This is a genomic window from Tsukamurella sp. 8F (genome assembly GCF_029167375.1).
Taxonomy (GTDB): Bacteria; Actinomycetota; Actinomycetes; order Mycobacteriales; family Mycobacteriaceae; genus Tsukamurella.
Genome location: NZ_JARFTP010000006.1, coordinates 33,199 through 59,974 on the forward strand (window position 1 = coordinate 33,199; position 26,776 = coordinate 59,974).

The 26,776-nt window shown below is 70.1% G+C and carries 19 protein-coding genes; 3 read left to right on the forward strand and 16 right to left on the reverse strand.

Going from position 1 to position 26,776, the window contains the following annotated elements:
* The 6 genes from efeO to P0W64_RS06425 form a co-directional block, all read right to left on the reverse strand.
* Positions 1 to 1,218 (reverse strand): iron uptake system protein EfeO, encoded by a 1,218-nt coding sequence (gene efeO, locus P0W64_RS06400; RefSeq protein ID WP_275479246.1) that lies wholly within the window; start codon positions 1,216 to 1,218, stop codon positions 1 to 3.
* The gene (gene efeU, locus P0W64_RS06405) at positions 1,215 to 2,852 is read right to left on the reverse strand and encodes an iron uptake transporter permease EfeU (RefSeq protein WP_275479247.1); all 1,638 of its coding nucleotides are present in this window, start codon (positions 2,850 to 2,852) and stop codon (positions 1,215 to 1,217) included. The genes efeO and efeU overlap by 4 nt, the downstream gene beginning before the upstream one ends.
* A 150-nt stretch (positions 2,853 to 3,002) precedes the next feature.
* Positions 3,003 to 4,019: an ABC transporter ATP-binding protein gene (locus P0W64_RS06410; RefSeq protein WP_275479248.1), complete on the reverse strand. Its 1,017-nt coding sequence runs from the start codon at positions 4,017 to 4,019 to the stop codon at positions 3,003 to 3,005.
* Positions 4,020 to 5,642 (reverse strand): iron ABC transporter permease, encoded by a 1,623-nt coding sequence (locus P0W64_RS06415; RefSeq protein ID WP_275479249.1) that lies wholly within the window; start codon positions 5,640 to 5,642, stop codon positions 4,020 to 4,022.
* Positions 5,639 to 6,721, reverse strand: coding sequence for a thiamine ABC transporter substrate-binding protein (locus P0W64_RS06420; RefSeq protein WP_275479250.1), 1,083 nt, complete (start codon positions 6,719 to 6,721; stop codon positions 5,639 to 5,641). Before P0W64_RS06420 ends, P0W64_RS06415 begins: the two co-directional genes overlap by 4 nt.
* Before the next feature lie 24 nt (positions 6,722 to 6,745).
* Positions 6,746 to 8,038: a glycosyltransferase 87 family protein gene (locus P0W64_RS06425; protein ID WP_275479251.1), complete on the reverse strand. Its 1,293-nt coding sequence runs from the start codon at positions 8,036 to 8,038 to the stop codon at positions 6,746 to 6,748.
* A 160-nt stretch (positions 8,039 to 8,198) separates the two neighbouring features.
* On the opposite strand from P0W64_RS06425, the gene P0W64_RS06430 reads away from it, so the two are divergent.
* Both P0W64_RS06430 and P0W64_RS06435 read left to right on the forward strand, forming a co-directional pair.
* Positions 8,199 to 9,020, forward strand: a complete 822-nt coding sequence (locus P0W64_RS06430; RefSeq protein WP_275479252.1) for a hypothetical protein — start codon at positions 8,199 to 8,201, stop codon at positions 9,018 to 9,020.
* 179 nt (positions 9,021 to 9,199) lie between these two features.
* Positions 9,200 to 9,892: a CPBP family intramembrane glutamic endopeptidase gene (locus P0W64_RS06435; protein ID WP_275479413.1), complete on the forward strand. Its 693-nt coding sequence runs from the start codon at positions 9,200 to 9,202 to the stop codon at positions 9,890 to 9,892.
* A gap of 263 nt (positions 9,893 to 10,155) precedes the next feature.
* Here P0W64_RS06435 and P0W64_RS06440 read toward each other — a convergent pair whose 3' ends face one another.
* Positions 10,156 to 11,364, reverse strand: a complete 1,209-nt coding sequence (locus P0W64_RS06440; RefSeq protein ID WP_275479253.1) for an MFS transporter — start codon at positions 11,362 to 11,364, stop codon at positions 10,156 to 10,158.
* A 98-nt stretch (positions 11,365 to 11,462) separates the two neighbouring features.
* Here P0W64_RS06440 and P0W64_RS06445 point away from each other — a divergent pair, with 98 nt between their 5' ends.
* On the forward strand, positions 11,463 to 12,467 hold the full coding sequence (locus tag P0W64_RS06445; RefSeq protein ID WP_275479254.1) for a LacI family DNA-binding transcriptional regulator: 1,005 nt from the start codon (positions 11,463 to 11,465) through the stop codon (positions 12,465 to 12,467).
* On the opposite strand, the gene P0W64_RS06450 is transcribed toward P0W64_RS06445, so the two are convergent.
* The 9 genes from P0W64_RS06450 to P0W64_RS06490 form a co-directional block, all read right to left on the reverse strand.
* Positions 12,458 to 12,832 carry a VOC family protein gene (locus P0W64_RS06450; RefSeq protein WP_275479255.1) on the reverse strand — a complete coding sequence of 125 codons (375 nt, stop codon included), beginning with the start codon at positions 12,830 to 12,832 and terminating at the stop codon, positions 12,458 to 12,460. The two genes, P0W64_RS06445 and P0W64_RS06450, sit on opposite strands and share 10 nt — an antisense overlap.
* Before the next feature lie 10 nt (positions 12,833 to 12,842).
* Entirely contained in the window at positions 12,843 to 13,685 is an 843-nt protein-coding gene (locus P0W64_RS06455; RefSeq protein ID WP_275479256.1) for a GyrI-like domain-containing protein, read from the reverse strand.
* Positions 13,686 to 13,720: 35 nt separating this feature from the next.
* Positions 13,721 to 15,073 (reverse strand): wax ester/triacylglycerol synthase domain-containing protein, encoded by a 1,353-nt coding sequence (locus P0W64_RS06460; protein WP_275479257.1) that lies wholly within the window; start codon positions 15,071 to 15,073, stop codon positions 13,721 to 13,723.
* Complete coding sequence (locus P0W64_RS06465; protein WP_275479414.1) at positions 15,070 to 15,975, reverse strand: ROK family protein; 906 nt, start codon at positions 15,973 to 15,975, stop codon at positions 15,070 to 15,072. Before P0W64_RS06465 ends, P0W64_RS06460 begins: the two co-directional genes overlap by 4 nt.
* A gap of 7 nt (positions 15,976 to 15,982) precedes the next feature.
* On the reverse strand, positions 15,983 to 18,481 hold the full coding sequence (glgP, locus tag P0W64_RS06470; RefSeq protein WP_275479258.1) for an alpha-glucan family phosphorylase: 2,499 nt from the start codon (positions 18,479 to 18,481) through the stop codon (positions 15,983 to 15,985).
* A 58-nt stretch (positions 18,482 to 18,539) separates the two neighbouring features.
* Entirely contained in the window at positions 18,540 to 24,023 is a 5,484-nt protein-coding gene (locus tag P0W64_RS06475; RefSeq protein ID WP_275479259.1) for a carboxyl transferase domain-containing protein, read from the reverse strand.
* 185 nt (positions 24,024 to 24,208) lie between these two features.
* Positions 24,209 to 24,718, reverse strand: coding sequence for a MarR family transcriptional regulator (locus tag P0W64_RS06480; RefSeq protein ID WP_275479260.1), 510 nt, complete (start codon positions 24,716 to 24,718; stop codon positions 24,209 to 24,211).
* Positions 24,715 to 25,584: a 3-hydroxyisobutyrate dehydrogenase gene (gene mmsB / locus P0W64_RS06485; RefSeq protein WP_275479261.1), complete on the reverse strand. Its 870-nt coding sequence runs from the start codon at positions 25,582 to 25,584 to the stop codon at positions 24,715 to 24,717. Before mmsB ends, P0W64_RS06480 begins: the two co-directional genes overlap by 4 nt.
* 24 nt (positions 25,585 to 25,608) lie before the next feature.
* Positions 25,609 to 26,772, reverse strand: coding sequence for an acyl-CoA dehydrogenase family protein (locus P0W64_RS06490; RefSeq protein ID WP_275479262.1), 1,164 nt, complete (start codon positions 26,770 to 26,772; stop codon positions 25,609 to 25,611).
* Positions 26,773 to 26,776: the final 4 nt, after the last annotated feature.

Sequence of the window (26,776 nt, forward strand, 5' to 3'; positions counted from 1 at the left end):
TCAGCTCGCCGCCGCGATCTTGCCGCCCGCGGTCGCCAGCGGGTCCTTGACCGCGATGACGGCCGCGGCCATGTTCTTCTTGTCGGCGTCGGACACCTGCGTGAACAACTTGAAGCCGCCGACCTGCGCGCCGTCACGGAAGGTGTCGATGTACGAGTCGACCTTCGCGAACGCATCGGTGATCGTCTGCGTCAGCTGGGGGTCGATCGTCTTCAGTGCCGGCTTGACCATCGCGAACGCCTGCTCGGAGCCCTCGATGTTCGCCTGCATGTCCAGGATGTCGATGTGCGAGTACGCCTCCTCCTCGCCGGTCAGCTTGGTCGTGGAGACCTCGTCGAGCAGGTCGCCTGCGCCGTTGACGATGTCGGCGGGCGCGAAACCGAACTTGGGCTCGTTCACGACCTTCTGCAGCAGTTGCACGTTCTTGAGCAGGTCGTCGGCGACCGGCTTCATCCCGTCCAGGTTGTCGGCCTGGAAGATCTGCTTCTCCAGCACGTGGAAGCCCGTCCACTTGTCGGTCGGCCCGACTGCGGCCGGCCGTGCGTCTACCGCGAAGTCCAGGCTCACCGAGTTCTTGTCGGAGCAGTCCGTGGAACCGTCGGTGCAGAACGCACCGGCCACGGGCTCGATGCGCTCGTAGAACGGGCGAGCCTTGGGGTACGCGGCCTTCGCCCCGGCGAGGTCACCGTTGTCGACCGCCGTCGTCAGGGCCTTCGTCGAGTCGACCAGCGACCCGACCTGCGTCGCCACGTACGTCTTGTAGTCCGCCGCAGCCTGCTTGAGCTGGTCGGCTACGGTGCCGGTGGCCTGCGCGGCCTTGCCGGTCACGGTGAACTTCGTCTTCTCGTTGGTGGCGCCCGGGCAGTACAGCTCGTAAGTCCCACCATCGAGCTTGTGCGAGAAGGACACCGCCGCCAGGCCGGGAGCGATGTTCTCGCGCTCGCCGAGGATCCGGTTGTCGAGGATGAGCTCGACCTCGGTGACCGCGGCCGCGTTCGTGTTGGTGATCTCGAAGGTCACGGGGCCGGCGGAGACGCTGTCCGGCGTCGCCTTGCACCCGTCCGCCGTCATCTCCACCTTGACCGTCTTCGGCTTGCCGGCGTCGCCGCCGCCCTTGTCGTCACCGCCGCTGCTCGAACAGCCCGCGAGCACCCCACCGCCCAGTACGGCGACGGACAGCACAGCGGTGCCCGCCGTCAGGAATCGAGAACCCCTCATCGGCGAATCTCCTTCTTCTCTTGCGTCTCTCCGCTCCCGGCCGGATGCCGGTCGTCCGGAGAGGTTCCTTGCCGGCGGCGCAGCGCCCCGGCGAGCTCGGGCCGCAGCAACAGCGCTGCGGAGATGAGTGCGATCAGGCCCACGACCGCGAGTGAGGCGGGCACGGGCCCCGTCCGCGAATCGTGCGCGGCCCGGCGGTCCGAGTCGGCCGCGAGTGCGCCCGCCTCCGCAGGCGAGAGAGCATGCGCCGCAGCGAATGTCGCAACCTTACCGAGGACGGTCGCCGCCCCGCGGGCAGGCGTCGCCGTTGCGGTCACCGCGTACGACACCGTGGCCGCGACCGGCCGGTGGTGCACGGAGTCGAGCGTGATCACCACGTCGGCGGATGCCGTGTAGACGACGGGTGCGGAGTCACCGAACGTCGACGTGTTGAGCCCTACGGGCGTGCGCCCACCGTTCGCCGCGATGATCTGCGCGAGTGTCACGGTCCTGGGCGCGTCCGCCACCAGCGATTCCACGTCCAGGTCCGGGCTGACGACCTGCTGATAGCGCGTGCCGCCCGGCGCATCGTCTACCTCGGTGAGCGAGGTCAGGGGGGTCGCGACCGTTCCCGTGCGCAGCGTCTGCGCGGTCACCGACACCTCGCGGGGCGCCGTGACCGCATGCCCGGCCAGGATCCCCGTCGCCGCCCCTGGACCGTCGGGCTCGAGCGCGAGCGACGCCGCGGGCCCTGCCGGCACCGACGGCGCGGTGGCCGCGACGACACCCGCGGCCACCAGCAGCGCCACCGCGGCGGCGCCGACCACGGCGCCTGCGGCGCGCCGCGGCAGCGCCCGCTCGGCGGGCCACAGCACGATGCCGCCGATCACGACCACGTAGACGATCCATCCGAGCACCTCGATGAGCACCGGCCTGGGCTGGAGTCCGAGCACGCCCGTCAGCAGTGAGGACTGCAGCGACCCCGGCCGCACCAGCCATGTGAGGTCGACGACCTGCTGCTGTCCGGCGTCGAGCCAGCCCGCCTCGTGCGCGGTGTGGAACGCGGTCATCACCAGGCCCGCGGCCACCAGGACCAGCATCAGTCCGGTGGCCTTGAAGAAGCGGGCGAGATTGATACGGACGCCGCCGCGGTAGATGCCGTAGCCCAGCACGACCGCGATCGCGATACCCAGCACCGCACCAAGGCCGGCCGGCACCGCATTGCTGCTCGCATTGAAGGCGGCGACCAGGAACACCGATGTCTCTAGACCCTCACGCAGGACCGCGAGCCCGGCCATCGACGCGAACGCGATCGCCGAGCCGTTCGCGACGGCGCCGGATGCGGCCGCCTCGATCTCCTTCTTGAGGTTCCGAGCGTGGCCCCGCATCCACACGATCATGTACGTGACCATCACGATGGCCACCACACCGATCACCGTCTCGAGCTGCTCCTGCTGCCGCTGCGGCAGGTCGGCGGCGAGCACCTCGAGCCCCACGGCGACGGCCACGCACACCGCGGCCGCCGCGGCGACGCCGATCCACATCCACGCGAGTACCCGCTTCTGGCCCTGCTGCTTGAGGAACGCAGCGATGATCCCGACGATCAGCGCGGCCTCGAGCCCTTCGCGCAGGCCGATTACGAGCGTCGCGAACATCGCACTCCCCACTGGAGATCGAACAGGTACCGGACCTGCGGTGACGCTCCGCCGGGCCCGATGATGAGTGAAGGCTACGCTGACCCGCTCCAGGGTGCGCGCGTGAAGTCGCGCGAACGTCCGATGTGTACGGTTCCCAGGCCCGGCGGATCAGCCGATCAGAGCGACCCGCCGCGGGTCGAGCGCCACACGCACCGTCGACCCGTCGGCGGGCGCGGCGTCACCGAGCGCGTCCACGTCGATGGCCGCGTCCCCGGCCCCGACGCGGACGCGGACGCGGACGCGGACACCGTCGGCGGATGGCGCACTGTGGACCACCCGCGCGGGCACGCCGCGAGCCTGGAGCACGACGGAGCCCGGCCGCAGGCCCAGCGCGAAGTCCCCGTCCGGCCCGTCGACCAGGACGCTACCCAGCGCAGACGACGCCTCCCCGTCGTGCACGTGGGCGTCGACCACCACCCCGTAGCCGAGGAACTCGGCTACGCGCGCGGTGCGCGGCCGTCTCCAGAGCCGTCCGGGACGGTCGGTCTGCACTATGCGCGCATCGTCCATGACCGCGACGGCGTCCGCGAGCTCGACCGCCTCGTCGTGATCGTGCGTGACGATGAGCGCGGGCACGCCCTCGTCGCGGAGGATCCGTCCCAGATCGTCGACCAGGCGATCGCGCAGCTGCCGATCCAACGCCGACAGAGGCTCGTCCAGAAGCAGTAGCCGCGGGCGCGGGGCCAGCGCGCGGGCCAGGGCCACGCGCTGCTGCTGACCGCCGGACAGGCGCGTCACCGCCCGCTTCCCCATGCCCTCCAGATCGACCAGCGCGAGGAGCTCCTCGACCCGCTCGGCCGCCGCCGAACGGTCCCAGCCCTGACGCGTGAGCCCGTACGCGATGTTCCCGGCGACGTTCCGGTGTCCGAAGAGCTGCCCGTCCTGGAAGACCACGCCGAAGCCGCGTCGATGGGTCGGGACACCGGCGAGGTCCCGGCCGTCGAGAGTCACGCGTCCACCGGCGAGCGGCTCGAGTCCCGCGACCGCACGCAGCAGCGTCGACTTCCCGCACCCGGACGGCCCGAGCAGTGCGAGCACCTGTGCATCGCCGCCCACGCGCAGCGACGCACAGTCCACCGCGACGCGCCGCCCGTACGTGACGGTGATCGAATCCAGCTCCAACACCTAGAACTCCGCCTGTGCCGGGTCGTCGCGGCGCACCGCCTCCATGACTGCGACGATAGCCACCGTCGCCATGACGAGGAGCACCGAACAGGCGGCTGCAAGGGCCGCGTTCCCCCAGCCCGGTCGGCTCATCACCTGCGCTACCAGCACCGGCAGGGTCATGGATTCGGGACGGACCAGGAATCCCGCCGCACCGAACTCGCCGAGCGTGATGACGAGCGCGAAGCACGCGGCGACGCCGAGGGGCCGCAACACAGTGGGGACGTCGACCGTCAGGAAGACCCGCGCCGGCGACGCGCCCAGTACCGCGGCGGCCTGCCGCAGGCGCGGGTCGACCGCACCCAGCGCGGGCGCCACGACCCGAACCACGATCGGCAGCGCGACGAGCCCCTGCACGATCGGGAGCCATACCCCCGACGACCGCCACGACAGCGGCAGCGCCGCCGTCGCCACGAGGTAGCCGAAGCCCAGCGTCACGGCGCTCACGCCCAGCGGCAGCATCAGCACGGCGTCCGCGAACCGCCCCAACGGCCCGCGCAGGCGGGTCACCGCCACGGCCGCGAGTACGCCGAGCACGAGCGCCAGGGCGCCCGCTTGGAGGGCAGTGACCAGTGACATCTGCAAGGCCTTGAGCGGTACCACGCCGCCGCTTGCCGCCGTCAGCGCCCGGTACGCGTCCAAACCCGCTGCTCCCGACGGGTCGGGGTGCAGCGACCGCCACACGAGCGAGAGGATCGGGAGGATCAGAAGCCCGACGGTGATCGCCGCACCCGCCGTGATCGCGAGCCATGTTCGCGGCCCGTTCCGAATTCGTCGGTGCTGCAACCACTTCGCCGGTGGCGCCGCCACCCGCGCGCGCAGCACCTGACTGAGCACGACCACCGCGATCACGATCAGGACCTGTACCAGCGCCAGCACCGACGCGGTCGGCAGGTCGAAGGCACCCACCACCTGTTGGTAGATCTCGGTCTCGACGGTGGAGAAGCGGGTGCCACCCACGATGAGGACGATGCCGAAGCTGGTGGCGCAGAACAGGAAGACGACGACCGCCGACGATGCGATCGCGGGCGCGAGCACGGGCAGGCTCGCGGTGAGGAACGCCCGCACGGGCCCCGCGCCGAGGGTGCGGGCCGCCTCCTCGGTGCGCGGATCCATTCCGGCCCACACGCCACCGACCAGGCGCGCAACGACCGCGACGTTGAAGTACGCGTGCGCGAGCAGGATCACCCACACGGTCTCGGACAGCCCCAGGAATCCGAGCGGCCCATCGGCCGCGAAGACCTCGCGGAAGGCGACCCCCACCACGACCGTCGGGAGAACGAACGGAACGGTGACGAGGACCCGCATCGCGCGCTGGCCTCGGTATCGCGCCCGCGCCGAGAGCCAGGCGAGGGGCAACCCGAGCGCCACGGTCAGTGCCGTCGATGCGGCGGCCTGCCAGAGCGTGAACCACACGAGGTGACCCGCGCGCACCCCGGTCAGCGCGTCACCGAGCGTCGGACCGGGTGTGACCAGGCCCCGAACGATGATCGCCGCGACCGGCCACAGGAAGAAGACCCCGACGACGGCGAGCGCCGGGAGGAGCGCCAGGGCCGGGCCGGAGTTCCTGCGAACTCGACTCACCTACCCAGCGCCTGCCGCCAGGCGCGTAACCACCCGTCACGGCCGTCGGCGATCTGCTGCGGCGTCAGGGACGCCGGCTTGTCCGGAACGGGCGCGTACTTCGCCCATGCCGACGGGAGCTGCACCCCGCGCGTGACGGGGTACACGTACATCGAATCGGGCATGGCGGCCTGCGCCTGCCGAGAGAGCAGGAAGTCGATGAACTTCTGCGCTCCCGCAACGTTCTTCGCTCCGCGCAGCACCCCCGCGTACTCGACCTGACGGAAGCACGTGTCCAGGAGCGCCTTGGTGGCCGGGGCGCTGCCGTCCTTGCCCACCTCCGCGGCGGGCGACGAGGCATACGAGACCACGATCGGGCGCGGCCCCTTCCCACTCGAGCCCGAGAACTCGGAGCTGTACGCCGTATTCCAGTCCGAGGTGACGGACACGTCGTTCGCGGCGAGTCTGCGCCACCAGTTCTGCCAACCGTTCGGATCGGTGGCGATCGTCCCGAGCAGGAACGCCAGCCCCGGCGAAGCCGTGCTCGGGTCCTCCACCACCGTGAGGCCCCTGTACTTCGGGTCGACCAGGTCGTCGTACGACCTGGGCTCGGGGAGCTTCTTCTCGGAGAAGTAGCGGGTGTCGATGTTGAGGCACACGTCGCCGTAGTCGACGGCCGTGAGCCGCTTCTCCCCCGGTAGCCCGAACGTGGAGGCGCCGTTCGCCGCCGCCGGCGACGCGTACGCCTGGAACACGCCGGCCTGCAGGGTCCGCGACGCGAACGTGTTGTCCACGCCGAAGGAGACGTCGCCGGGCGGGGAACCGGCCGTGAGGCTGAGCTTCGTCGCGAGCGTGCCCGCATCCCCGAACTCCACCGTATCGACCTTCAGTCCGGTCTGCTTCGTGAACGCGGCGAGCACGTCGTCGGGCAGGTGGAACGAATCGTGCGTGACGAGGGTGACGGTGCCCGTTACCGGAGCCCCACCCGAAGCGGAGGGCGACGACGGTGCGGTACTCGTCGAGCAGCCCGCGAGGAGCGCTCCCGCGGCGAGAACGGCCGGGACGGCGATGGCCGCGCGGCGGGCGAATGCCGTGATCATGCGGGAGACACTACCCAGATCGGCTCACACCGCAGGACGAGCGGTTCCACCCGCCACGGGCGTCGGCGCAGCCGTTCCCTCGAGCGTCCGCCGGCCGCTGCCGACCACGACGACGAGGCCGATCGTGACGAGCAGGCCTGGGCAGAGACACAGCGCCCACCCGAGGCCGGCGTGCACACCTACAACCGCCAGCAGGCCGTTCATGCCGTGCACGCCCAGCAGGCAATAGGCGAACGTCACCACCACGAGCGCGCGGGCGGGGCGGGACTGCGCAGGCGGCGCATTCCAGAGCGGCCCATGCACCAGCCATATCAGCATGGGTACCACCCAGACGAAATGGTGGATCCACGAGATCGGCGAGGCGCACAGCCCGAACATCTGCACCAACACCAGGGCTATGAGCGCGTCGCAACGGCGGCACACCCACCAGGCGCCGGCCAGCAGCACCCCGGCCACTGCGATAGCTGCGAGCACCACGGGCCCGGTTGCGAGGTCGTGCCCCGCGAACCGGGACAGCGCGCCGCGCAGCGCCTGGTTGTCGATCTTCGCCGGGTCGCCGATCGGCCCCGTCTGCCCGATGAGGACGGTGAAGTAGCGGCGCGTCTCCTTCGGCATCGCCAGACACGCCACCCCGATGGTGCCGGCGAACACCACGCCCGAGAAGACCGCGCCGAGCCACCGCCGCCGGGCCAGCAGGAACAACCCGCCCACCGCGGGCGTCAGCTTGATCCCGGCGGCGAGACCGATGAAGAAGCCGGGCAGGAGGTCGCCGCGCCGGCCCGCGCACCGGACCGTCAGGTACGCGGCTCCGACACCGAGCGCCATCAGCACCACGTTGATCTGGCCGTAGTCCAGGTTGGTGCGCACGGGATCGAGCCATAACACCGCCGCGGTCCAGGCGAACGAATGCGTGCGCGGGACATCCGCGAGCAGGGGCGATTCGCCGCGGTGCGCGCGGAGCAGGGCCAGACACATCGTTATGACGAGGAACAGCAGCGCGAACGTGACGACGAGCCACACCGCGGCGGCCACGCCGAATGGCAGCCAGCCGAGCGGCCAGAAGAACAGCGCCGCGAACGGTGGGTAGGTGAAGGGCAGCGGTTGCGTCGGCGTGTACTCCGACAGCGCGAAGTCGTACAGCCCGCCGAGGCCCACGGTCCGCGCGGCGACGAGATACACCCGGAGGTCGACGAAGGTGCGGGTGTGCGCGCCCGCCAGGACCCACACGATCCGCGACAGCAGGGAGAGCGCCAGCACCGCCACGGCCCAACGGGAAGCCGCGGCGCCGCCCTGCGCTGCTCGGTTCGCCGCGGTCACGACCCCAACACTACGGTGAGATGCACATCACATCTCCTCGGGCGTGAGTTTGCGTAACGGGTCCGCCCTACGGGACGATCGTCATGCGAGTGCCACAGATCGCGCGCCCCTCGGCGCCGCGACGAGGCACGCCGCGCTCATAGAAGGACGTACGACGCACATGAACCCCCGCACCCTGACCCGTCGGATCGCGACGACCACCGTCGCCCTCACGGCAGCGGTCGGGATGGCCACGATCGGGACCGCCTCGGCCGCTCCGCTCCCGCCCAACATCCCCGCCCCCGCGACCAAGGCCGATCCGTCCGTCGTAGCCGGCATGCAGGCCTATATCCCCGCGCTCATGGGCACGCTCACGCAGTCCGGGCCCGACGGCAAGGGCGTCGATCCCGCGACCCTCGCGCAGGCGACCACCGCACTGAAGACCATGCCGAACCTCCCGCCGCAGGTCCGCTCCATGGGCGGCAGCGTCATCGGCTTCGTGGACGGTTCCGGCAAGAACGCCGTCGACCCGAACGGTCCCACTGCGCCCGTCACCCGCGACACTCCGCGCGTCCAGCAGTTCCTGTACCCGACCATCGCCTCGAAGTGCGTCGCGCCGTCGAAGAGCAACTCCAGCGGGAACGCGATCGGCACCGCCGTCGTCGTCGCAGGCCCGCAGGAGGTCCCTGCGCCCGGCCCAGGCAAGGGGCAGACCGGATACGTCTTCACCGTGCCGGGCACCGGCGTGGCCGTCGACGGCGATTCCGGTAAACCGCTCACCGTGTCGTGGGTCAACCTCGACACGCACAAGCAGGGCACGGCAGACCTCGAGCCCAACGACAAGATCAACCACGAGTCGGGCCCGGCGACGTACACGGCGATCGTCGACGCCGGCGAGGGTCGCGTTCTGTCGTCGGTATACGGCACCATGGTGTGGAAGGACGCCGCCGGCAAGACCACCAGCTGCGACGTCGCTCCGACGATGGGAATGGTGTACGTGTGACCCCTGCGACCGACGGAACCGCTGATCAGAGCGCTCATCCGAGTACTCCCTCGATCGCTCCTGCGTCCGCCGGTCGTGTGTCGGTCGGCCATGTGTACGTCGCACAGGCGGCGCACGCGGCATCGGAGGCGACAGCGCACGGGGCCCACTCCGCCCTGCGCGCTGCGCGCGACCTCCGCATGTGGCTCGACGTGGGTGTGGTCGTCGCGGTGCTGGTGGCCACCAACCTCGTCGCACACTTCACGACGTCACTGGCATCCCTGATCTCGGTTCCGATCGCCGCCGTCGCGCTCATCGGAATCGCGCGGCACCGCGGCCTCGGGTGGCACGAACTCGGACTGGGCCGCGAGCATTGGCGGTCGGGTGCGAAGTACGCCGCGGCCGCCGTAGTGCTGGTCGTGGCCGTGATCGCGATCGGCGCCGCACTGCCCGTCACCCGATCGCTGTTCCTCAACGACCGCTACGCCACTCTCTCCACCGCCGTCGTGTCGTCGATGGTGATCATCCCCCTACAGACCGTCATTCCAGAGGAACTCGCGTTCCGCGGCGCATTGCACGGCACGCTTTCGCGCGCTCTGCGCTTCCGCTGGGTCGCAGTCTCGGGATCCCTGCTGTTCGGACTGTGGCATGTCGCGTCATCGTTGGGGCTGACCAGCGGTAACGCGGGGTTGACCAAGATCCTCGGCGCCGGCCCGTGGGCCCAGATCGCCGGCATCCTCGGCGCTGTCGCCGCCACCGGCGCGGCGGGTTTCGTATTCACCTGGCTGCGCAAGCGCAGTGGTTCGCTGATCGCGCCGATCGCACTGCACTGGTCACTCAACGGCGTCGGGGCGCTCGCGGCTGCGCTCGCCTGGCAGATGTTCGTGCGCTGACTCTTCCACCGGTTCGCCGGTTCACCGGTCGCGGATGCGGGGCCGTGCGTCGTTGTGCATCGTGATCGCAGTCGGGTGCACCTCCAGGGATTGGGTGCACATCTCCACTGCAGATCCCCGGCCGGTGCGTGGATACGTGCACCCAAGTTGTGGAGATCTGCACTCGAGTCCCCCGTGACCGGTGCAGCGCCGCCCCGAGTACAGCGCCTCGAACGAAGCCCACGGAGGGTGCCGGACGGAGACGGCGGCGAAGACCCGACACTTCAGTGGATGACGGCACCCTCGCGAGCGGCGGGGGCCGCGGCGGTGGAGACCAGGATCGCGACCAGCACCACTACCAGGCCACCGAGGATGGTGAAGTACTCGCCTAGCGCGCCGATGACGGGCGGACCGGCGAGGAAAGCGATGTAGCCGATCGTCGACACCACCGACACGCGAGCGGGGGCCAGTCGCGGATCGTCGGCGGCGGCGGACATGCCGACCGGGAAGCCGAGGGAGGCGCCCACTCCCCACAGCACCACGCCGATATACGCGCACCATGTCGGCCCGAATATGACCAGCGCCAGCCCGGAGAACGCCAGGCCACCGCAGGCCCGCAGCACCACGACGCGACCGAACCGCGCCAGCACCGGAGTACCGATCACTCGCCCGAGCGTCATCGCCGCCACGAACAGGCCGAAGGTGAACGTGCCCACCGGCTTCGACACGTGGTGGTCATCGACCATGGCGAGCGCCAGCCAGTCGTTGGCACTGCCCTCGGCCAGCGCCATGCCCAGCATCACGACACCGATCGCGAGGGTCCTGGGGTCGCGCCACACGGCCCATCGCTCGGTGGCCGATACCGGCTCGTGGTCGTCCGCATCGTGGGCGAAGTACGGGAGCGGCCGTACTACGGGCACGCCCGCGATCACCGCGAGCCCACCGGCTACGGCGAGGTGGATCAGGACGCCGATGTGTGAGGCCTGGATAACGGCCGCGGCGATCGCACCGACGACGGTTCCGAGCGAGAACGCGGCGTGGAACAGTGGCATCACCGGCCGCCCCAGGCCGCGCTCGTTGTCGGCGCCGGAGAGGTTCATGGCCACGTCCGTGATGCTGTTCGCGGCCCCCAGCAGCACCAGCGGCGCCAAGGTCAGCACGTATACGCCCGACTCCGCGCCCGCCGCCGCACCGATCGCGGTCAATCCCAACGCGGGCAGCGCCCACGCGATGGCTCGTCGCGGGCCGACACGCGCAACGAGCGTGGTCGACACGACCAGCCCCACTACGGCCCCCACCGCGAGCCCGAACGTCAGGAGGCTGACCTGGAGCGTCGATGCCCGGAGGTCATCGCGGATCTGCGGGAGTCGACCAAGGTAACTCGCAAGCACCACACCGTTGAGCGCGAAGATCGCCAGTACCGAGTTGCGCCAGCTGCGGACCGCGGCCCGGTCCAGCGTCTCCACCTGGTCGGCCACCGGACTCCTCTCCACACGATCGAAGGTATTCGACCGTTCCGATTCTTAGTCTTCTCTGTCTTCCGTCCGCCATTCGAAACGTTTCGAAGCGGTGAGGTCTACGCTATGGGGCCATGCCGCGCGAGTCAACCCGGGTGACGCTCGTCCATGTCGCCGACAAGGCCGGGGTCTCCCTGTCCACCGCATCCCTCGCGTTCTCCGAGGGCAAGCCCATCACCCCCGCAACCCGCGAACGCGTCCTCACGGCTGCGAAGGCGCTCGGCTACGCGGGGCCTGATCCGCGCGGGCGGTCACTGCGCAGCGGGCGCACCGGTATCGTCGGCGTTCAGATCGACGACTCGGTGCGCCGCGCCTTCCGCGACCCCGTCGTCATCGGAATCCTCGAGGGCGTGACGGCCGCGCTCACGGCGACGTCGACCTCGGTCCTTCTCATCCCCGACACCCTCGACGACGACCGCCTGCGCACCTCGCCGGTCGACGGCGTGGTCGCCGCCGGCTGCTCCGACCAACTCCCGCGCCTGCGCGCGGCGATGGCGCACCGCGGCGTACCCGTGATCACCGCCGGGAATCAGGTCGACGACGAGGGCTGCGTCGGAGTCGAGAACCGTGCCGCAACGGCGCGATTGGCCCGGCACCTGTACGGGCTCGGGCATCGCCGTATCGCCGTCGTGCGGCTGCCCCGCGGCCGCGTCGAGGAGGCGCGCACCGCCGGTGCCCGCGACGTCTTCCCCGACGCCGTGCTGGTCGACGCCGCCGACAGCACTATCGACGCCGGCCGCAGTGCCGAGATCCCGGTCGACGTCACGGCCGTCATCGCACAGTCGGACCTGCTCGCCGTCGGGGTGGTTCAGGCCGCGGAAGAGTCGGGACTGGTTGTGCCGCGGGACCTCTCGGTTGCGGGATTCGACGATGTGCGGATCGACGGATTCACCGGCCGCCGGCTCACCACTGTCCGCCAACACATCGTCGAACAGGGGCGCCTGGCGGCCCAGGCCCTCCTAGCAGCCATCGACGGTGCACCCCTGCCCACCGTCGCTCTCCCCACCGAACTCGTGGTGGGCGACACGACCGACGCTCCACCTCGCGAATCCGCCGTCGACCGACGCCGTCACGGCTGAGCCGGCGAACCGTGCCCGTCGGCGACACAGAACTCGTTGCCTTCGGGATCCTGGAGCACCGTCCACACGAAGCCGTATTCCGCGTAGTCGCGAACCCGCTCGGCGCCCAGGGATTCGAGACGCGCGACCTCGGCGATCCGATCTTCCGACACGAGGTCGAGGTGCATGCGGTTCTTGACCGTCTTACTCTCGGGGACCGCGAGGAACATCAGCCGGGGCAGCGATTCGCCCGCGGCGTTGATGGTGCGCATGAACGCGTTGCCGTCGCTCGGGTCGACGGGCAGGTCCAGCGCCGCGGACCAGAACGCCGACTGCGCGGCGACATCGGCGCAGTCCAGATTGATCTGTTGCAGTCTCAGTGCCATCGATTCTCCTTCATCTCGGCCGTCCAGCCCGGATCGGCCACCAGATCTCGGTGCGGAGCTCATCGGGATCGCTGACCTCACCCGGTGCGACGACGTACCTCTCGAGGACCGGCAGTCCGGCGCTCTCCGCGTGTGTTGCGACCCAGATACCCAGCGGCCCGTAGGTGTCCGCCATCGTCGTGAAGCTCCCGGCGTGTACGGCCACCGCGCACAGAGCTGGTTCGAGCCGACCGCGCCGCACCCGCCCCTCGCCCGGGCCTATGCGGGCCGCGTCGTCACTCCCGATCATGAGGATCGCGGCGACCTCCTCGACATCGGTGACCTCGGCCGGATACGTCGCCCAGCCCGGTTCGTCGACCGTCACACCGTTGGTGGCCGCGAACCGCTCGAGCTCGTCGAACGCCGGCCCCATGAAGTCGCCGAAGGCGTCCGGGGCGACGCGCCCCGTGATCTGCAGCGTGTGACCGCCCGCGAATGCGCGAAGGTGTGTGGGAGTGTGCCCCGCCGGGGCGCCGAGCGCCTGCTGCAACGCCACGATCGCCGCCTCCAGCTCATCTCGTCGCGCCCGCAGCACACGGTCGTGCTCCGCGAGCACCTCCCTGGTCACCTCCGGGTCACGCGCCGCGAGCACCCGGGCGACGTCGGCCATCGGCAGGTCGAGCGCGCGTAGCCTGGTCAGCACCGCAGCGTCGTAGACCTGCGACGCGTCGTACATCCGGTAGCCGGTCAGCGGGTCCACGAACGCCGGCACCAGGATTCCGTTCTCGTGGTAGCGCCTGAGCTGCTTCACCGACAGCAGGCTCGCGCGGGAGAACATCCCGATCGGCATGCGGCGCGGTCCAGCGGGCTCCATGCCGCCCAGTATGCGGTCTCCTCCCGAGGGGAGAGTCAAGCATCGCGGACCTCGTCGAGGGCCGCGCCGAGCAGTTCGGCGTAGCGGTCCGGGTCGGCGACGGCCTCCGGCGCGCTGGTGACCGTCACTGTCACGGTGCCGCCACCAGCACCGGAAACAGGGCCCGCGGCCCCGGCCGCTGCGGCGCCGGTCAGGCCGTGGATGCCGTGGGTGACACCCATGACCGGGGAGAGTGCGGGGAAGCCGGCCGTGAATGCGACCGGCGCGCCGCACAGTTCCAGATCGGCGGGACCGCGGCTCACCGACGACACCACCGTGGCACCCCCGACGGTGTCCGGCCGCACGCCGGGGTCGAAACCGCGGATACCCATGAGCGCCAATGCTGCGGGGACTGCGCGGTCGGGCTCCCCGAGCGCGTCCCAAGCCGGGTCGCCCGCCCGCTCGCGCGCCGCAGCGAGCGACCGCGCGATGAGCCGCAACCGCAGGGCCGGAGGAGTGCCCGGGTGCAGCGGCACCGACACGTTGCGGAACGAGTTCCGCTCGGCACCGCGGGATGGGCGCGCGACCGTGACCTCCGCCGCCAGCGCGCGCGGGACATCGTCACCATTCACGCGCAGGTAACGTTCCAGTGCAAGGGATACCGCCGTCGTACCTGCCACTGTGACGCTCACGCCCCGCGGTGCGAACCCGGCGGCGTCCCGCACCAGCGGCCGCACATCGCGACGCTCACCCGGGCGCACATTGAGCGCGGTCGGCGGACACGGCACAGCGGGCGGGGGAAGCTCACCGGCCTCGGTCCGTCGGTCCAGATCGGCACGAATGTCTGCGACCTCGAGCCCGGACCGCACAGTGCGTATCACCTGCAGCGGAAGGCGCACGGCACCGAACAGTGCAGAGCCGAACCCGGAACGCACAGGAAACGGCTGCGGCGCAACGGTATCGGCCGAGAGTAGCGCTCGCGCCAGATCCGCCGCGCGGCGCCCGTCCGCGAGCGCATGCGACACCTGGAGAACCGCGACCGTGGCCGGCCCGGAACACCGCGGCGCGCCGTCCACGGGTCCGAACAGGTGCATCCGCCACGGCAGCACGTACGGATCCACGGGGTCGGAGAAGAGGTCGGCTACGGCATCGCGTACCACTTCCCACGAGCCGCCCGGCCGGACCAGCACGTCAGCGGAATCTGCTGCCGCCCAATGCGGGTAGTCCAGATCGAAAGGAACCCTGGCCACCCGTGCACGCAGGGCCGGCTCCCGCCGCGCGCGCGAGCGCACCTGCCCGGCGGCCGTCCCCATCGGCACCGCGCCGTCGAAGCAGTACAGTAGGAACTGGTCGCTCGGGATGATGGACGACATCCACAGCGCCCGAGCATCTCCCGGCGCCAGCCTCACGACGACCCCACCCGCGGCAGCAGCGAAGACCTGTACACCAGTGCCGCAGCACCCACCAGCGGCGCATCCGCACCCAGCCCCGCAGGCAAGACCGGCGTCGCAGCCACATACGGCAGCGGATGTGCGGCCACAACCTCACCGATGCGGGAAACGAGATCGTCTGCCACACGGGAGAACCCGCCGCCGACCGATACCACGTCCACCGGAACGAGCGCGAGTGCGCTGCCGATCGCCTGCCCGACGGCCTCGGCGCAGCGTGCCACGGCGCTCGCCGCCAGCGGATCGCCCGCGGCGTATGCGATGGCCAGCTCTTCACCCGACGTCCCGCTGAAGCCCTGCGCCCGTGCCCATTCCACGATGTGCGGGCCGGACGCAACCGACTCGAGCATCGTCGTCCTACCCAGGCAATCCCCTCCCGTGAGCCCCGAGACCTCGATCTGGCCGATATGCCCGGCGTTACCGCCCAAGGCCCGACCGCCGATCAGGACACCGCCGCCGATCCCCGTAGAGACCGTGACGGCCAGCAGAGCGGACACGCCCCGCCCGGCTCCCAGCCAATGCTCACCCAGCGCCAGCGCGACGCCGTCGCGCCGGAACTCCACGTGTTCCTCCCCCGCGACCTCGGCGATCAGCGAACGCAGAGGGAACCCGTGCAGCACCGGGAGATTGATCGGTGAGGTCACCCCGGTGGCCTCGTCGACGGGCCCGGGCACCGCGACGCCTACGCCGATGACCGCCCGGCCGCCGAGTGCCTCGCGGACCACCGACGAGACCACCGAGGAGAGCTCATGGATCGACGCCGCGGAACCGGTAGCCGCCCGGCACCGCGTATCAGGCAGTACCCGCCCGGACGGATCCACCAGCGCCGCTTCGACCTTCGTGCCGCCGAGGTCTACGGCCAGAACGAGCTCATCCTGCGTAGCGCACCAACCCCAGCTCTGCCGGTCCGGTCAGCAATGGATGCGTGGGCAGGACACGCACCGCGAAGCCGAAGTGTCCCACGCGCGCCGGGATCGTCGCCTGGTACCGGCGGACGCCCGCCTCATCGACGCCGTCGGCCCCGAGCGCCACGGTGACCGTGTCCCGCAACTCGCCCGCCTCGTCGGCTGTGCCGACCACGGCCTCGACCCGAACATCCTCCGGCGCAAGAGATCCGAGTGATATGTCGGCAGCGATACGCACACCGTCTGCGGACACCTCCGCATCGGACGCACCGACCTGCAGGTAGGGCCACCCGGCTCGGACCCGCTCGGCGTAGGCGGCGAGCTCTCGGATCCTGGGCGCGGTGGCACGCGAGGACTGCGCGGCGGGACGGTAGTAGTCCGTCGCGTACTCGCGGACCATGCGGTCGGCGGAGACCTCCGGCGAGGTGACCGCTAGCGTGTGTCGCACCCGCGCCAACCACCGTGCGGGCACTCCCGCGGCATCCCGGTCGCCGTAGAACGTCGGCACCACCTCGTTCTCCAGCAGTTCATACAACGCCGCGGCCTCGATGTCGTCACGCCGCCCCGGGTCGAGCCCGACCGCCGACGGGATGGCCCAGCCGTTGTGCCCGTCGTACAGCTCGTCCCACCAACCGTCCAACACGGACAGGTTCAGGCCGCCGTTCATGGCGCTCTTCATGCCCGAGGTACCGCATGCCTCGAGGGGCCGCAGCGGGTTGTTCAGCCACACGTCGCAGCCGTGGTACAGGTAACCGGCCATGCCGATGGAGTAGTTGGGCAGGAATGCGATCCGGTGCCTGATGCCGTGGTCGTCGATGAACCCGATCAGCTGCTGCAACAGGTGCTTACCGCCGTCGTCGGCCGGATGCGACTTCCCGGCTATGACCACCTGCAGGGGGCGATCGGGATCGAGCAGCAGGCGCCGCAGGCGCTCCGGGTCACGCAGCATGAGCGTGAGCCGCTTGTACGTCGAGACCCTCCGCGCGAACCCGATCGTGAGGACGTCAGGATCGAACATCCGCTCCGTCCAACGGAGTTCGGCATCGACGGCGCCCCGCTCCAGCCAGGCCGCCCGGGTGCGGGTGCGCACCTCGTCGACCAGCGCGGTGCGCGCCCGGTTGCGCACGCCCCACAGCACGTCCGCCGGGACGGCAAGGGGGTCGGCGAGCTGGTCCCGCACCGCCCGGTCGGCCCACGTTCCGTAGTGCACGCCGTTGGTGACGGAGCCGATGGGTACCTCGGAGACCGCGAGCTGCGGCCACAGACCCGCGAACATCTCGCGGCTCACTGCACCGTGCAGCTTCGACACTCCGTTGGCGCGCTGCGCGAGCCGGAAACCCATGTGCGCCATGTTGAAGACGCCGGGGTCCGCCTCCGCGCCCAGCGCGATCACCTCGTCGAGCGGTACCGTCGGCAGCAGCGAGCACATCTGCCCGTCCCCGAAATAGCGCCGCACCAGGTCGGCGGGGAACCGGTCGATCCCCGCCGGCACGGGCGTATGTGTGGTGAACACCGTCGACGTGCGCGCGAGCGTCCTCGCCTCCCCGAACGACAGCTCCGATCCGTCACCCGCCCCGACCGCCATCAGCTCGCGGATACGCTCGAGCCCGAGGAAGCCGGCGTGCCCCTCGTTGGCATGGAAGACCTCGATGCCGGGGTGGCCCGTCAGATCGCAGTATGCGCGGGCCGCGCGGACGCCGCCGATGCCCAGCAGGATCTCCTGTCGCAGCCGGTGCTCGGCGTCGCCGCCGTACAGCCGGTCGGTGACGGAGCGCAGATCGTCGTCGTTACCGTCGACATCGGTATCCATGAGCAGCAACGGAATCCGTCCGACGTCGGCCTTCCACACGGCGGCTTGCAGTACCCGGCCACCATCGAGGGCAACCGACACCCGTAGCTGCTGGCCGTCCGATAACCGCACCGGTGAGAGCGGCAGCCGTTGCGCGTCGAGCTGCGGATACTGCTCCTGCTGCCATCCGTCCGCGGACAGCGACTGTCGGAAGTAGCCCGCACCGTACAACAGCCCCAGCGCGACCAGCGGAAGGCCGAGGTCGGACGCGGCTTTGAGGTGGTCGCCGGCCAGGACGCCCAGGCCGCCGGAGTAGTTCGGCAGCGTCTGGCTGACGCCGAACTCCATTGAGAAATAGGCGATCCCCCGCGCGCCGCCATTCAGCGTCGATGCCCACCGCGGCTCCGTGAGGTACTGGTGAAGCTCGTGGTGGACCGCCTCGACGCGCTCGACGAACTCCCCGTCGCCGGCGAGCTCGTCGACCCGCTCCTGCGGCGCGGTACGCAGTGTCTCGAGTGGGTCACGCGTGGCCGCCCACTGATCGGGCGCCAGCTCGGCGAACAGGTCCTGGGTGGGGCCATGCCAGACCCAGCGCAGGTTGTGCGCGAGTTCGGCCAGTGGCGCGAGAGAGCCGGGATACGTGGGCTCTACGGTGAAGGTTCCGGTGACATGCACCCGAACAGGTTATTGGGTCGTACCCGCCGGTGCGAGCTACCGGCGGGTACGCCGCCATCTATCCCTCGACGCTCGGCCCGCTCGCTCCGTTCGCCGCGCCGGCGAACGCCTGGATGACCTCGATGACCCGCGGGCGCAGGCGCGCCACGGAGACGACCTCGTCCACGGACCCGACCCGCACCGCACGGTGGATGTCGTGCACGGAGTCGAACTCGGCCGCCAACTCACTGATCTTCTCGGCCTGCACCGAGGTGCGCACGTCGTCGAGCTCCTTGACGAGCGCAGCCCGCTCGGCGCCGCCCACCGCGGCCACGCGGGCCTCGACGTCGGCGATGCGCGGGTCGGCGTCCACGCGCGCGTTGACGTCGCCCGCGAAGACGACCGCCGCGGCGGGCGCGCCACCCAGTACCGAGGCGTACGAGCCCTCCAGCGCGAGCACGGTCATGTTGGGGTTCAACGTCTTCGAGAAGACGACGAAGGCTCCGCCGTGGTACCGGGAGATCACACAGAACACGATCGGGCCATCGAAGTTGACGATTGCACGACCGATCTCGGCGCCGTACTCCAGCTGGACTTTTCGCATCGATTCGGGCGAACCATCGAAGCCGGACAGATTGGCCAACACCACCAGCGGCCGGTTGCCACTGGCCGCGTTGATCGCGCGGGCCGCCTTCTTCGACGACTGCGGGAACAGTGTGCCGGCGGTGTAGCTGTCCGGTCCGTCGGTGGGCGGGAAGCCCTTGCGCTGCACGGCCTTGGACTCGATACCCAGCAGGCATACGGGCTGGCCACCGAGATGCGCGTCGGCCGCTACAACGGTGTCCGCGTCGGCCATCCCGGCCCACCGCTCGAGCACAGCGTGGTCCTGGTCGGACAGCGCGCGCATCACGGAACGGATGTCGAAAGGCTTCTTACGATCCGGGTTCGCCGACGAGAAGATCTCACCGACGGTCGCGAACTCGCTGCCCACCATCTCGTGCGGGTACGAGGACATGTCCCGATCCGACGGGTCCGTCGTCTCGACCGAGCGCGGCCCCTTCTCGCCCGGCACGACGTACGTGTGCTCATAATGCGACATCAGGACGTCCCGCGCGCCGGTCAGCGACGGCGCCCAGTACTGTGCCTGGCCGTTGGGACCCATCACGCGGTCGTAGCCGCCGATGCCGAAGTTGTCCTCGGCGGACACGCCGCCGGAGAAGTCGAGCGCGTTCTTGCCCGTCAGCACCATCGCCGAGTCCGGCGTCATGACCAGGATGCCCTTGGTATGCATGAGCATCGTCGCCTCGGCGTTCCAGTACGGCTGCGCACCGACGTTGATGCCCGCGACCACCACATTGATCTCGCCGCCCGCCTGCGTGAACTCGACGATGCGCTTGAGCGCGGCCGCAACCCAGTCCATGTTCTCGGTACCGGACTCCATCGAGATCCGCGCGCCGGCGGACAACGCGTACCACTCGAGGGGCACGCCGAGCTTCTCGGCGAGATCGATGGCCCCGATGACACGGGAGCATTCGGGCTCGGACAGCGCGCCGAGGGACTTCGTCGGGTCGCCCAGCAGGATCGCGCGGGTGATGCCCTCCGGGTGCCGGTCGGTCTTCGTCGTCACGGTGCCGACCACGATAGCCGCCTTGTTCAGGCCCTTCGGCCGATCCACGGGGACCAGCTCGCGAGCACCGGCCTCCTCCGATTCCACGAGGTCGTACTCGCGGAACTCGCCCAGCAGGTCGGTGAGCTCGTACGGGTAGACCATGCCGCGCTTGCGGGCGACGAGCACCTTCTGGCGGTAGGCGTCGAGCGGCACGACCGGCTCGACCTTCGGGCCCCCGAGGGACAGTCCGACGGCGCCCGTCGCATCGTCGAACGTGACCCGGAGCACGACCTTGTCCAGCTCGCCCGACTCGGGGTTGCGCTGACGTGCGATGAGGACGATCTCCTCGAGCCCGACACCCTCGGTCGAGTCGACGACACGGCGCGCGATGGTGCGCAGGTCGTCGGGCCCGAACTCGCTAGGCGGCCAGATGTAGAGCACGATGCGGTTCGTGTTGAGCTGCCCGCGCTTGCCCCGCGAGGCCTGGTTCCGCCGGATCGAGTCGAGGCACGCCGCGATGGTGTTCTCCGCGGTCGGGAGAGCGACCAGGTGGCCGTCGTCGTCGCGCAGCTCGGTCAGGTCGCGCACCTGGGCGAACGCCACGAGCCGCTTGTCGGCGGGATTCTCGCGCGCGACGGCGCTGAACAGTGCCACCTCCTCGTCGACGGACGGCATACGGGTCAGGTCGAACGCACCCAGCTGCGTCATCTGCATGCGGTGGGCGATGTACGGATGCAGGCCGCGGATGAGCCGCTCCTCCGCGACACCCGTCGTGGACGGCCGGTAGGTGAAGTAGTGGTGGCTCGTGGACTCGGCGCTGCCGGCGACGGTGATCGTCACGCGCCGGGTGGCACGCGGCAGCGGGTTCGCGGCCACGACCTCGTAGAGCGCGGCCGCCATGGCCTCAGGGTCCCTCGGGCGGTCCGCCCACGCGACGTACACGTCGACGTCGGTGGTGCGCGACACCACGCCACCCAGCGCGCCGAGCACCCGGGGCAGGCCCTCGAACCGCGTCGCAGCGGAGACCAGCAGGGACTCGGGCCGGTCCGCCACAACGAATGCCTGCCCGTCGACGTCCTTCGCCTCGAAGCCCGTGACGTGCTTGTTTCCGTAGTAACGGCGGATGAGCACCTCGAGCATGACGGAGTTGTCCACGTCCTTGTCGGCCAGACGATCGCCCAGCAGGCGGATCAGCGGCTCCGTGCTGCGCACCATCGCCGCGATCCGCTCGCTGCGATCCGCGGCGTCCGGGTTCGCGTCGAGGTACTCGAGGTGGTCGCCGACGGTGGCGAACACCTCGGCGCGGTTGGCGAGGAGCAGCGGCTGCCCGAACCAGGCGAACTGCAGCCCGCGCGCCAGGTCGTGCAGACCGGTGAATCGGCCGGCGGTGACTGCGACGACGCGCTCCAATGCCTCGGAGACGGCGTCCGCCGACGCCGGGTCCGGCGGCGTCTCGCGCAGCCACGCGCTCAGCAGAGCCGAGAGCGCCTTGGCGCCCGCCGGGAAGCGCTGCTGCGCGAGGTAGATGCGGAACACCGCGGACTCGAGCTCAGGTGTGCGGTCCAGTTCGGTCACACCGTAGTGACGCAGCGCGGCCGACAGTTTCGCCTGGAACGACTCCGGGACGCCCGCGCGCTCGACGTCGAGGCTACGCAGGTGGGTGCGGAAGTACTCCCATGCGCTGGGCTCATGGCCCTCGCCGCCGGCGGTACGTGTCGCGGTGAGCTCGGCGAGGTCACAGAACGCCTCGACCAGCGCGAGCTCGTCGGCGACGGGGCTCTGTCCACCCTCGGCGCGGACGGCGACATAGTCGTCGAGCAGACGCTTCTCGTCGAGCGGGTCGTAGTCGTAGCCGAGCAGGAGGTCCAGCAGCTCGCGGCGATCGGTCGCGGCGCGTATGGAGGCCGTCTGCCCCGGCGCGGCCGGCAGATCCAGCGGGACGGCGGTGGCGGGCGCCGCATCCGCTACCTCGGACTCGTCGGCGAGGGGCTCGAGGCGCAGCAGGCGCGCCCCGGCCTCGACCTGGCTTCCGACGGATATGTCGCGCTCCTTCAGGCGGGCCTTGAACGGCGCGCGCAGCACGGTCTCCATCTTCATGGACTCCAGCACGAGCACTGGATCCCCGGCCTCGACCTCCTCGCCCACCTCGAGCGGGCAGGCGACGACGAGCGCGGGTGCGGGCGAGCGGACGACGCCGCCCTCGTCCAGGCTGACCCGGTGTGCGACACCGTCGACCTCGATCATCTGGACGGGGCCGGGGGCGCCGGTCGCGAGGCGGAAGCGCTCGCCGTTGACCTCGATCTGGCCGAAGTGCCGGTCGAACCGATCCACCTCGACGACCGCGACGCCCGTTGTCGTGCCCGCCTCGATAGCGACCCGGAAGCGCTGGGCTCCCACGCGGGCGACCCGTACGCGGTAGTTCGAGCCGCGCAGCTTGAGGTCGACCGGTCGGCCCGATTCGTGCTGGACCTGCGGCCGGCCGCCGGCGGCGGTGGTGAGCAGGCGCTGCAGCTCGAGGTGCTCGTCGACCTCGTACGCGGCGATCGCGGCCGCCGCGACGGCGACGGCGGAGTGCTTATGCGACACGAGGCGGCCCTCGGCGCGGACTCGATCGATCCAACCGGTGTCCGCGCTGCCGTCGATGACCTCGGGCTGGTCCAACAGGTCGAGTACGAAGCTCTTGTTGGTCGCCCCGCCTTCGACGATCACCGTCGTCTCACCCATCGCGCGACGCAGGCGGCCGAGCGCCTGGTCGCGGTCACGGCCGTACGCGATGATCTTCGCGATCATCGAGTCGAAGTCGGCGGGAATGGTATCGCCCTCGCTGACGCCGGTGTCGACGCGGATGCCGGGGCCGGCCGGCAGCTGCAGGCGGTCGATTCGGCCGGGCGACGGTGCGAAGTCGCGGTCGGGGTCCTCGGCGTTGAGGCGGGCCTCGATGGCGTGGCCACGCTCGACAGGCTTCTCCCCCTCGAGCCTGCCGCCTCCCGCGACGAACAGCTGTGCGCGCACGAGGTCGTAGTTGACCGCGGTCTCGGTGATGGGATGCTCGACCTGCAGGCGCGTGTTGACCTCCAGGAAGGCGAACAGCTTCTCGACCGGCTGGTAGAGGAATTCGACCGTTGCCGCGCCGCAGTAGCCGACGCGCACGGCGAGCCGCTCGGCGGCCGTCTTGAGCTCCTCGACCTGCTCGGGCGACAGGACGGGCGAAGCGGACTCCTCGATGATCTTCTGGTTACGACGCTGGACCGAACAGTCTCGGACGCCGAGCGCCCACGCGTTGCCGTGACTGTCGGCGATGACCTGGACCTCGACGTGGCGGGCGCCCGTCACCGTGCGCTCGAGGAATACGACGCCGCTGCCGAAGGCCCGGAGGGCCTCGTCGCTGGTGCGCTGGTACGCGTCCTCGAGCTCTTCGTCCGAGGTGACCAGGCGGATGCCGCGACCGCCGCCGCCGGCGGTCGCCTTGAGCATCATCGGATAGCCGATCTCTGCGGCCGCGACCTTGGCGGCGTCGAGGGTCTCGACTGCGCCGCGGCTCCAGGCGGCGACCGGGACCCCGACCTCCTCGGCGATCAGCTTGGCACCGATCTTGTCGCCGAGCTTGCGCATCGCATCGGCGGACGGACCGACGAACGTGACGCCGATCTTCTCGCACAGCTCCGCGAAGGCGGGGTCCTCGGCCACGAAGCCCCAGCCGACCCACGCCGCGTCCGCGCCCGTCTCCTGCAGGGCCTGAGCCAGCAGGTCCATGTTCAGGTACGGCCGAGCCGCGGCGGGACCGAGGTCGTACGCGATGTCGGCCTCGCGCACGAAGGTGGCACTGCGGTCCACATCCGTGTGCAGCGCGACGGTCTCGATCCGCTCACCCGTCTGCGCGGCGAGGTCGCGGACGGCGTGGATGAGGCGCATCGCGGCCTCGCCACGATTCACAATTGCGATTCGTCTGAACACTCGAGTCCACTTTCGTTACGTGTGCCGACGCCACCGAATCCGACGGGCCGGATCTACCAGTCCGGGTACTTCCTATCGCAGCAGAGCGCTACCGACCAGTCCGCAACGCGCGCGTTCCCGCGACCAGTGTCGATACATACGTGCACTGACGCTATCCTGTCGCCTCTCGCCCGTCTGCATGCGTATCAGAAGTCCCCGTTGGCGCGCCGAAGCACGCGCAGGGAGTCTACGAGCGCACCGCCGCCCGTGGACCCGAGCTCCGAGCCGAACTCCGCGAACACGTCGTTGACGGCGAGCGTGGCCTCCTCCACGACGTGGCGCCCGTCGGCGGTGAGGGCCACGAGGGTGGTCCGCCCGTCGGTGGGGTGCGGCAGGCGTTCGACGAGGCCCGCGTCCTCCAGCCGATCGATCGCGTGCGTCACCGAGGACACGTGCACCTGCAGGCGCGCGCTCGCGCGGGAGATGGGCAGCGCGCCGCGCCGGCTGAACGCGAGCAGGCGCAGGAGTTCGAAGCGCGCGAAGGTGAGTCGGAAAGGCTTGAGTACGTGCTCGATCCGGCCCAGCATGATCTGGTGCGCGCGCATCACCGAGGTGACCGCCTCCATGCCGACGGCGATATCGCCGCCCCACCCGGCGTTCTCCCAATTGGCGCGCGCGAGCGCGATGGGGTCGGACCGCTCCTCGGGACTACTCATCTCAAGGTCGAGATTATTGCACTGAAGTCCAGACCACCGTGATCTGCCGCGAACGCCCTATACAGGTCCGCGGCGTGCGAGCCGATCGGTGCAGTGGCCCCGGTCGACGCCACGGCGTCCATAGCCAGGCCGAGGTCCTTGTTCATCAGCGACGTGGCGAAGCCCGGCTGGAAACCGTTGCCGGAAGGCGCCCCGGGCACCGGCCCGGGCACAGGGCAGTTGGTGTGCAGGGCCCAGCAGTTGCCGGTGGCACCGGTCACGACGTCGTACAACGCCTGGTCCTTCAGGCCGAGCTTCTCTGCGAGCACGAACGCCTCGCCCACCACGATCTGCTGCGCCGCGAGGATCATGTTGTTACAGACCTTGGCCGCCTGCCCGTTGCCGGGCCCGCCGCAGTGGATCACCTTGCCCGCCATGGGTTCCAGGATCGGCTGCGCCGCGGCGAACGCGGCGTCCTCGCCGCCCACCATGAACGCGAGGGTGCCCGCGTCCGCGCCCTTGACTCCGCCCGACACCGGCGCATCCACCTGCAGGCAGCCCGCAGCGACCGCCCGCGCGTGTACCTCACGGGCGTCATCGACGGAGATCGTGGAGCTGTCGACGAGCAATGTCCCTGCCGTGGCAGCGGACAGGATCTCGGAGTAGCACTCCTTCACTGCCGCGCCGTGGGGCAGCATCGTGATCACAGCGTCGACGCCCGTCACCGCTTCGACCGCGGAGGACACGACCGTGACGCCGTTCGCCCGTGCCGTCTCCTGCGCCGCGGGTACGGGATCGAACCCGGTCACCGAATGCCCCTCGGCCACAAGGTTCTTCGCCATAGGACCGCCCATATGTCCCAGCCCGAGGAATCCGATAGTGCTCATCTCACGCCTCCCGTGGTCATCCGCTCATCGCCCGCTCACGCGTACCGCCTCGGCTCGGCCGATGACCATCCGCATGATCTCGTTGGTGCCCTCCAGTATCCGGTTCACCCGGAGGTCGCGGACGATCTTCTCGACCCCGGTCTCATGGAGGTAGCCGTATCCACCGTGCAACTGGAGGGCGGAGTCAGCCACGCCATAGCAGGTCTCGGTGACGAAGCGCTTCGCCATGGCGCACAGCTCGACCTTGTCGGGATCGTTGTCGTCGAGGGCCGCCGCCGCGCGCCACAGCATCAGCCGCGACGCCTCGAGCCCGGTAGCCATATCGGCCAGCGTGAACCGGATGGTCGGCTCCTCGATCAGCTTGTGTCCGAACGCCTCACGCTCGCTCATGTACCGCAGCGCAAGGTCGTACGCGGCTTGCGCACCACCCATGGAGCAGGCGGCGATGTTGAGGCGCCCGCCGTTGAGCCCGTTCATCGCGATCCCGAAACCCGTGCCGGCGCCGTCGTCGCCGCCCAGCATGTTCTCGGCCGGTACGCGCACGCGATCCATGACCACCTGCGTCGTGGGCTGGCTGTTCCAGCCCATCTTCTGTTCGGGAGGACCGAAAGACAGTCCCTCGCTGCCCTTCTCGACGATGAACGTCGATATCCCGCGGGGACCGTCGACGCCCGTGCGCGCCATGACGACGTACACGTCGGAAGCGCCGCCCCCGGAGATGAACTGCTTGGTGCCCGTGAGGACGTACGAATCGCCGTCACGCTCGGCCCGTGTCGACAGAGCCGCCGCGTCCGACCCGGCATTCGGCTCCGTCAAGCAGTAGCTGGCCAGCAGCTCCATGGTCGCGAGCCTGGGGATCCACACCTTGCGCTGGTCCTCGGTGCCATAGGTGTCGATCATCCACGTGCACATGTTGTGGATCGACAGGAAGGCCGCTGTCACGGGGTCGCCCTTGGCGAGCTCCTCGAAGATGCGGACACCGTCGATGCGGCGCAGACCCGAGCCCCCGACGTCTTCGCGGGTGTAGATCGCGGCCATGCCGAGGCCGGCGGCCTCGCGCATCTCGTCGACCGGGAAGTGCTTCGTCTCATCCCACTCGAGTGCACTGGGCGCCAGGCGCTTCCGCGCGAAATCGCGGGCTGTCTCGACGATGTCGCGCTCGTCGCCCGAGAGGTTGGGATACGGCATGTGT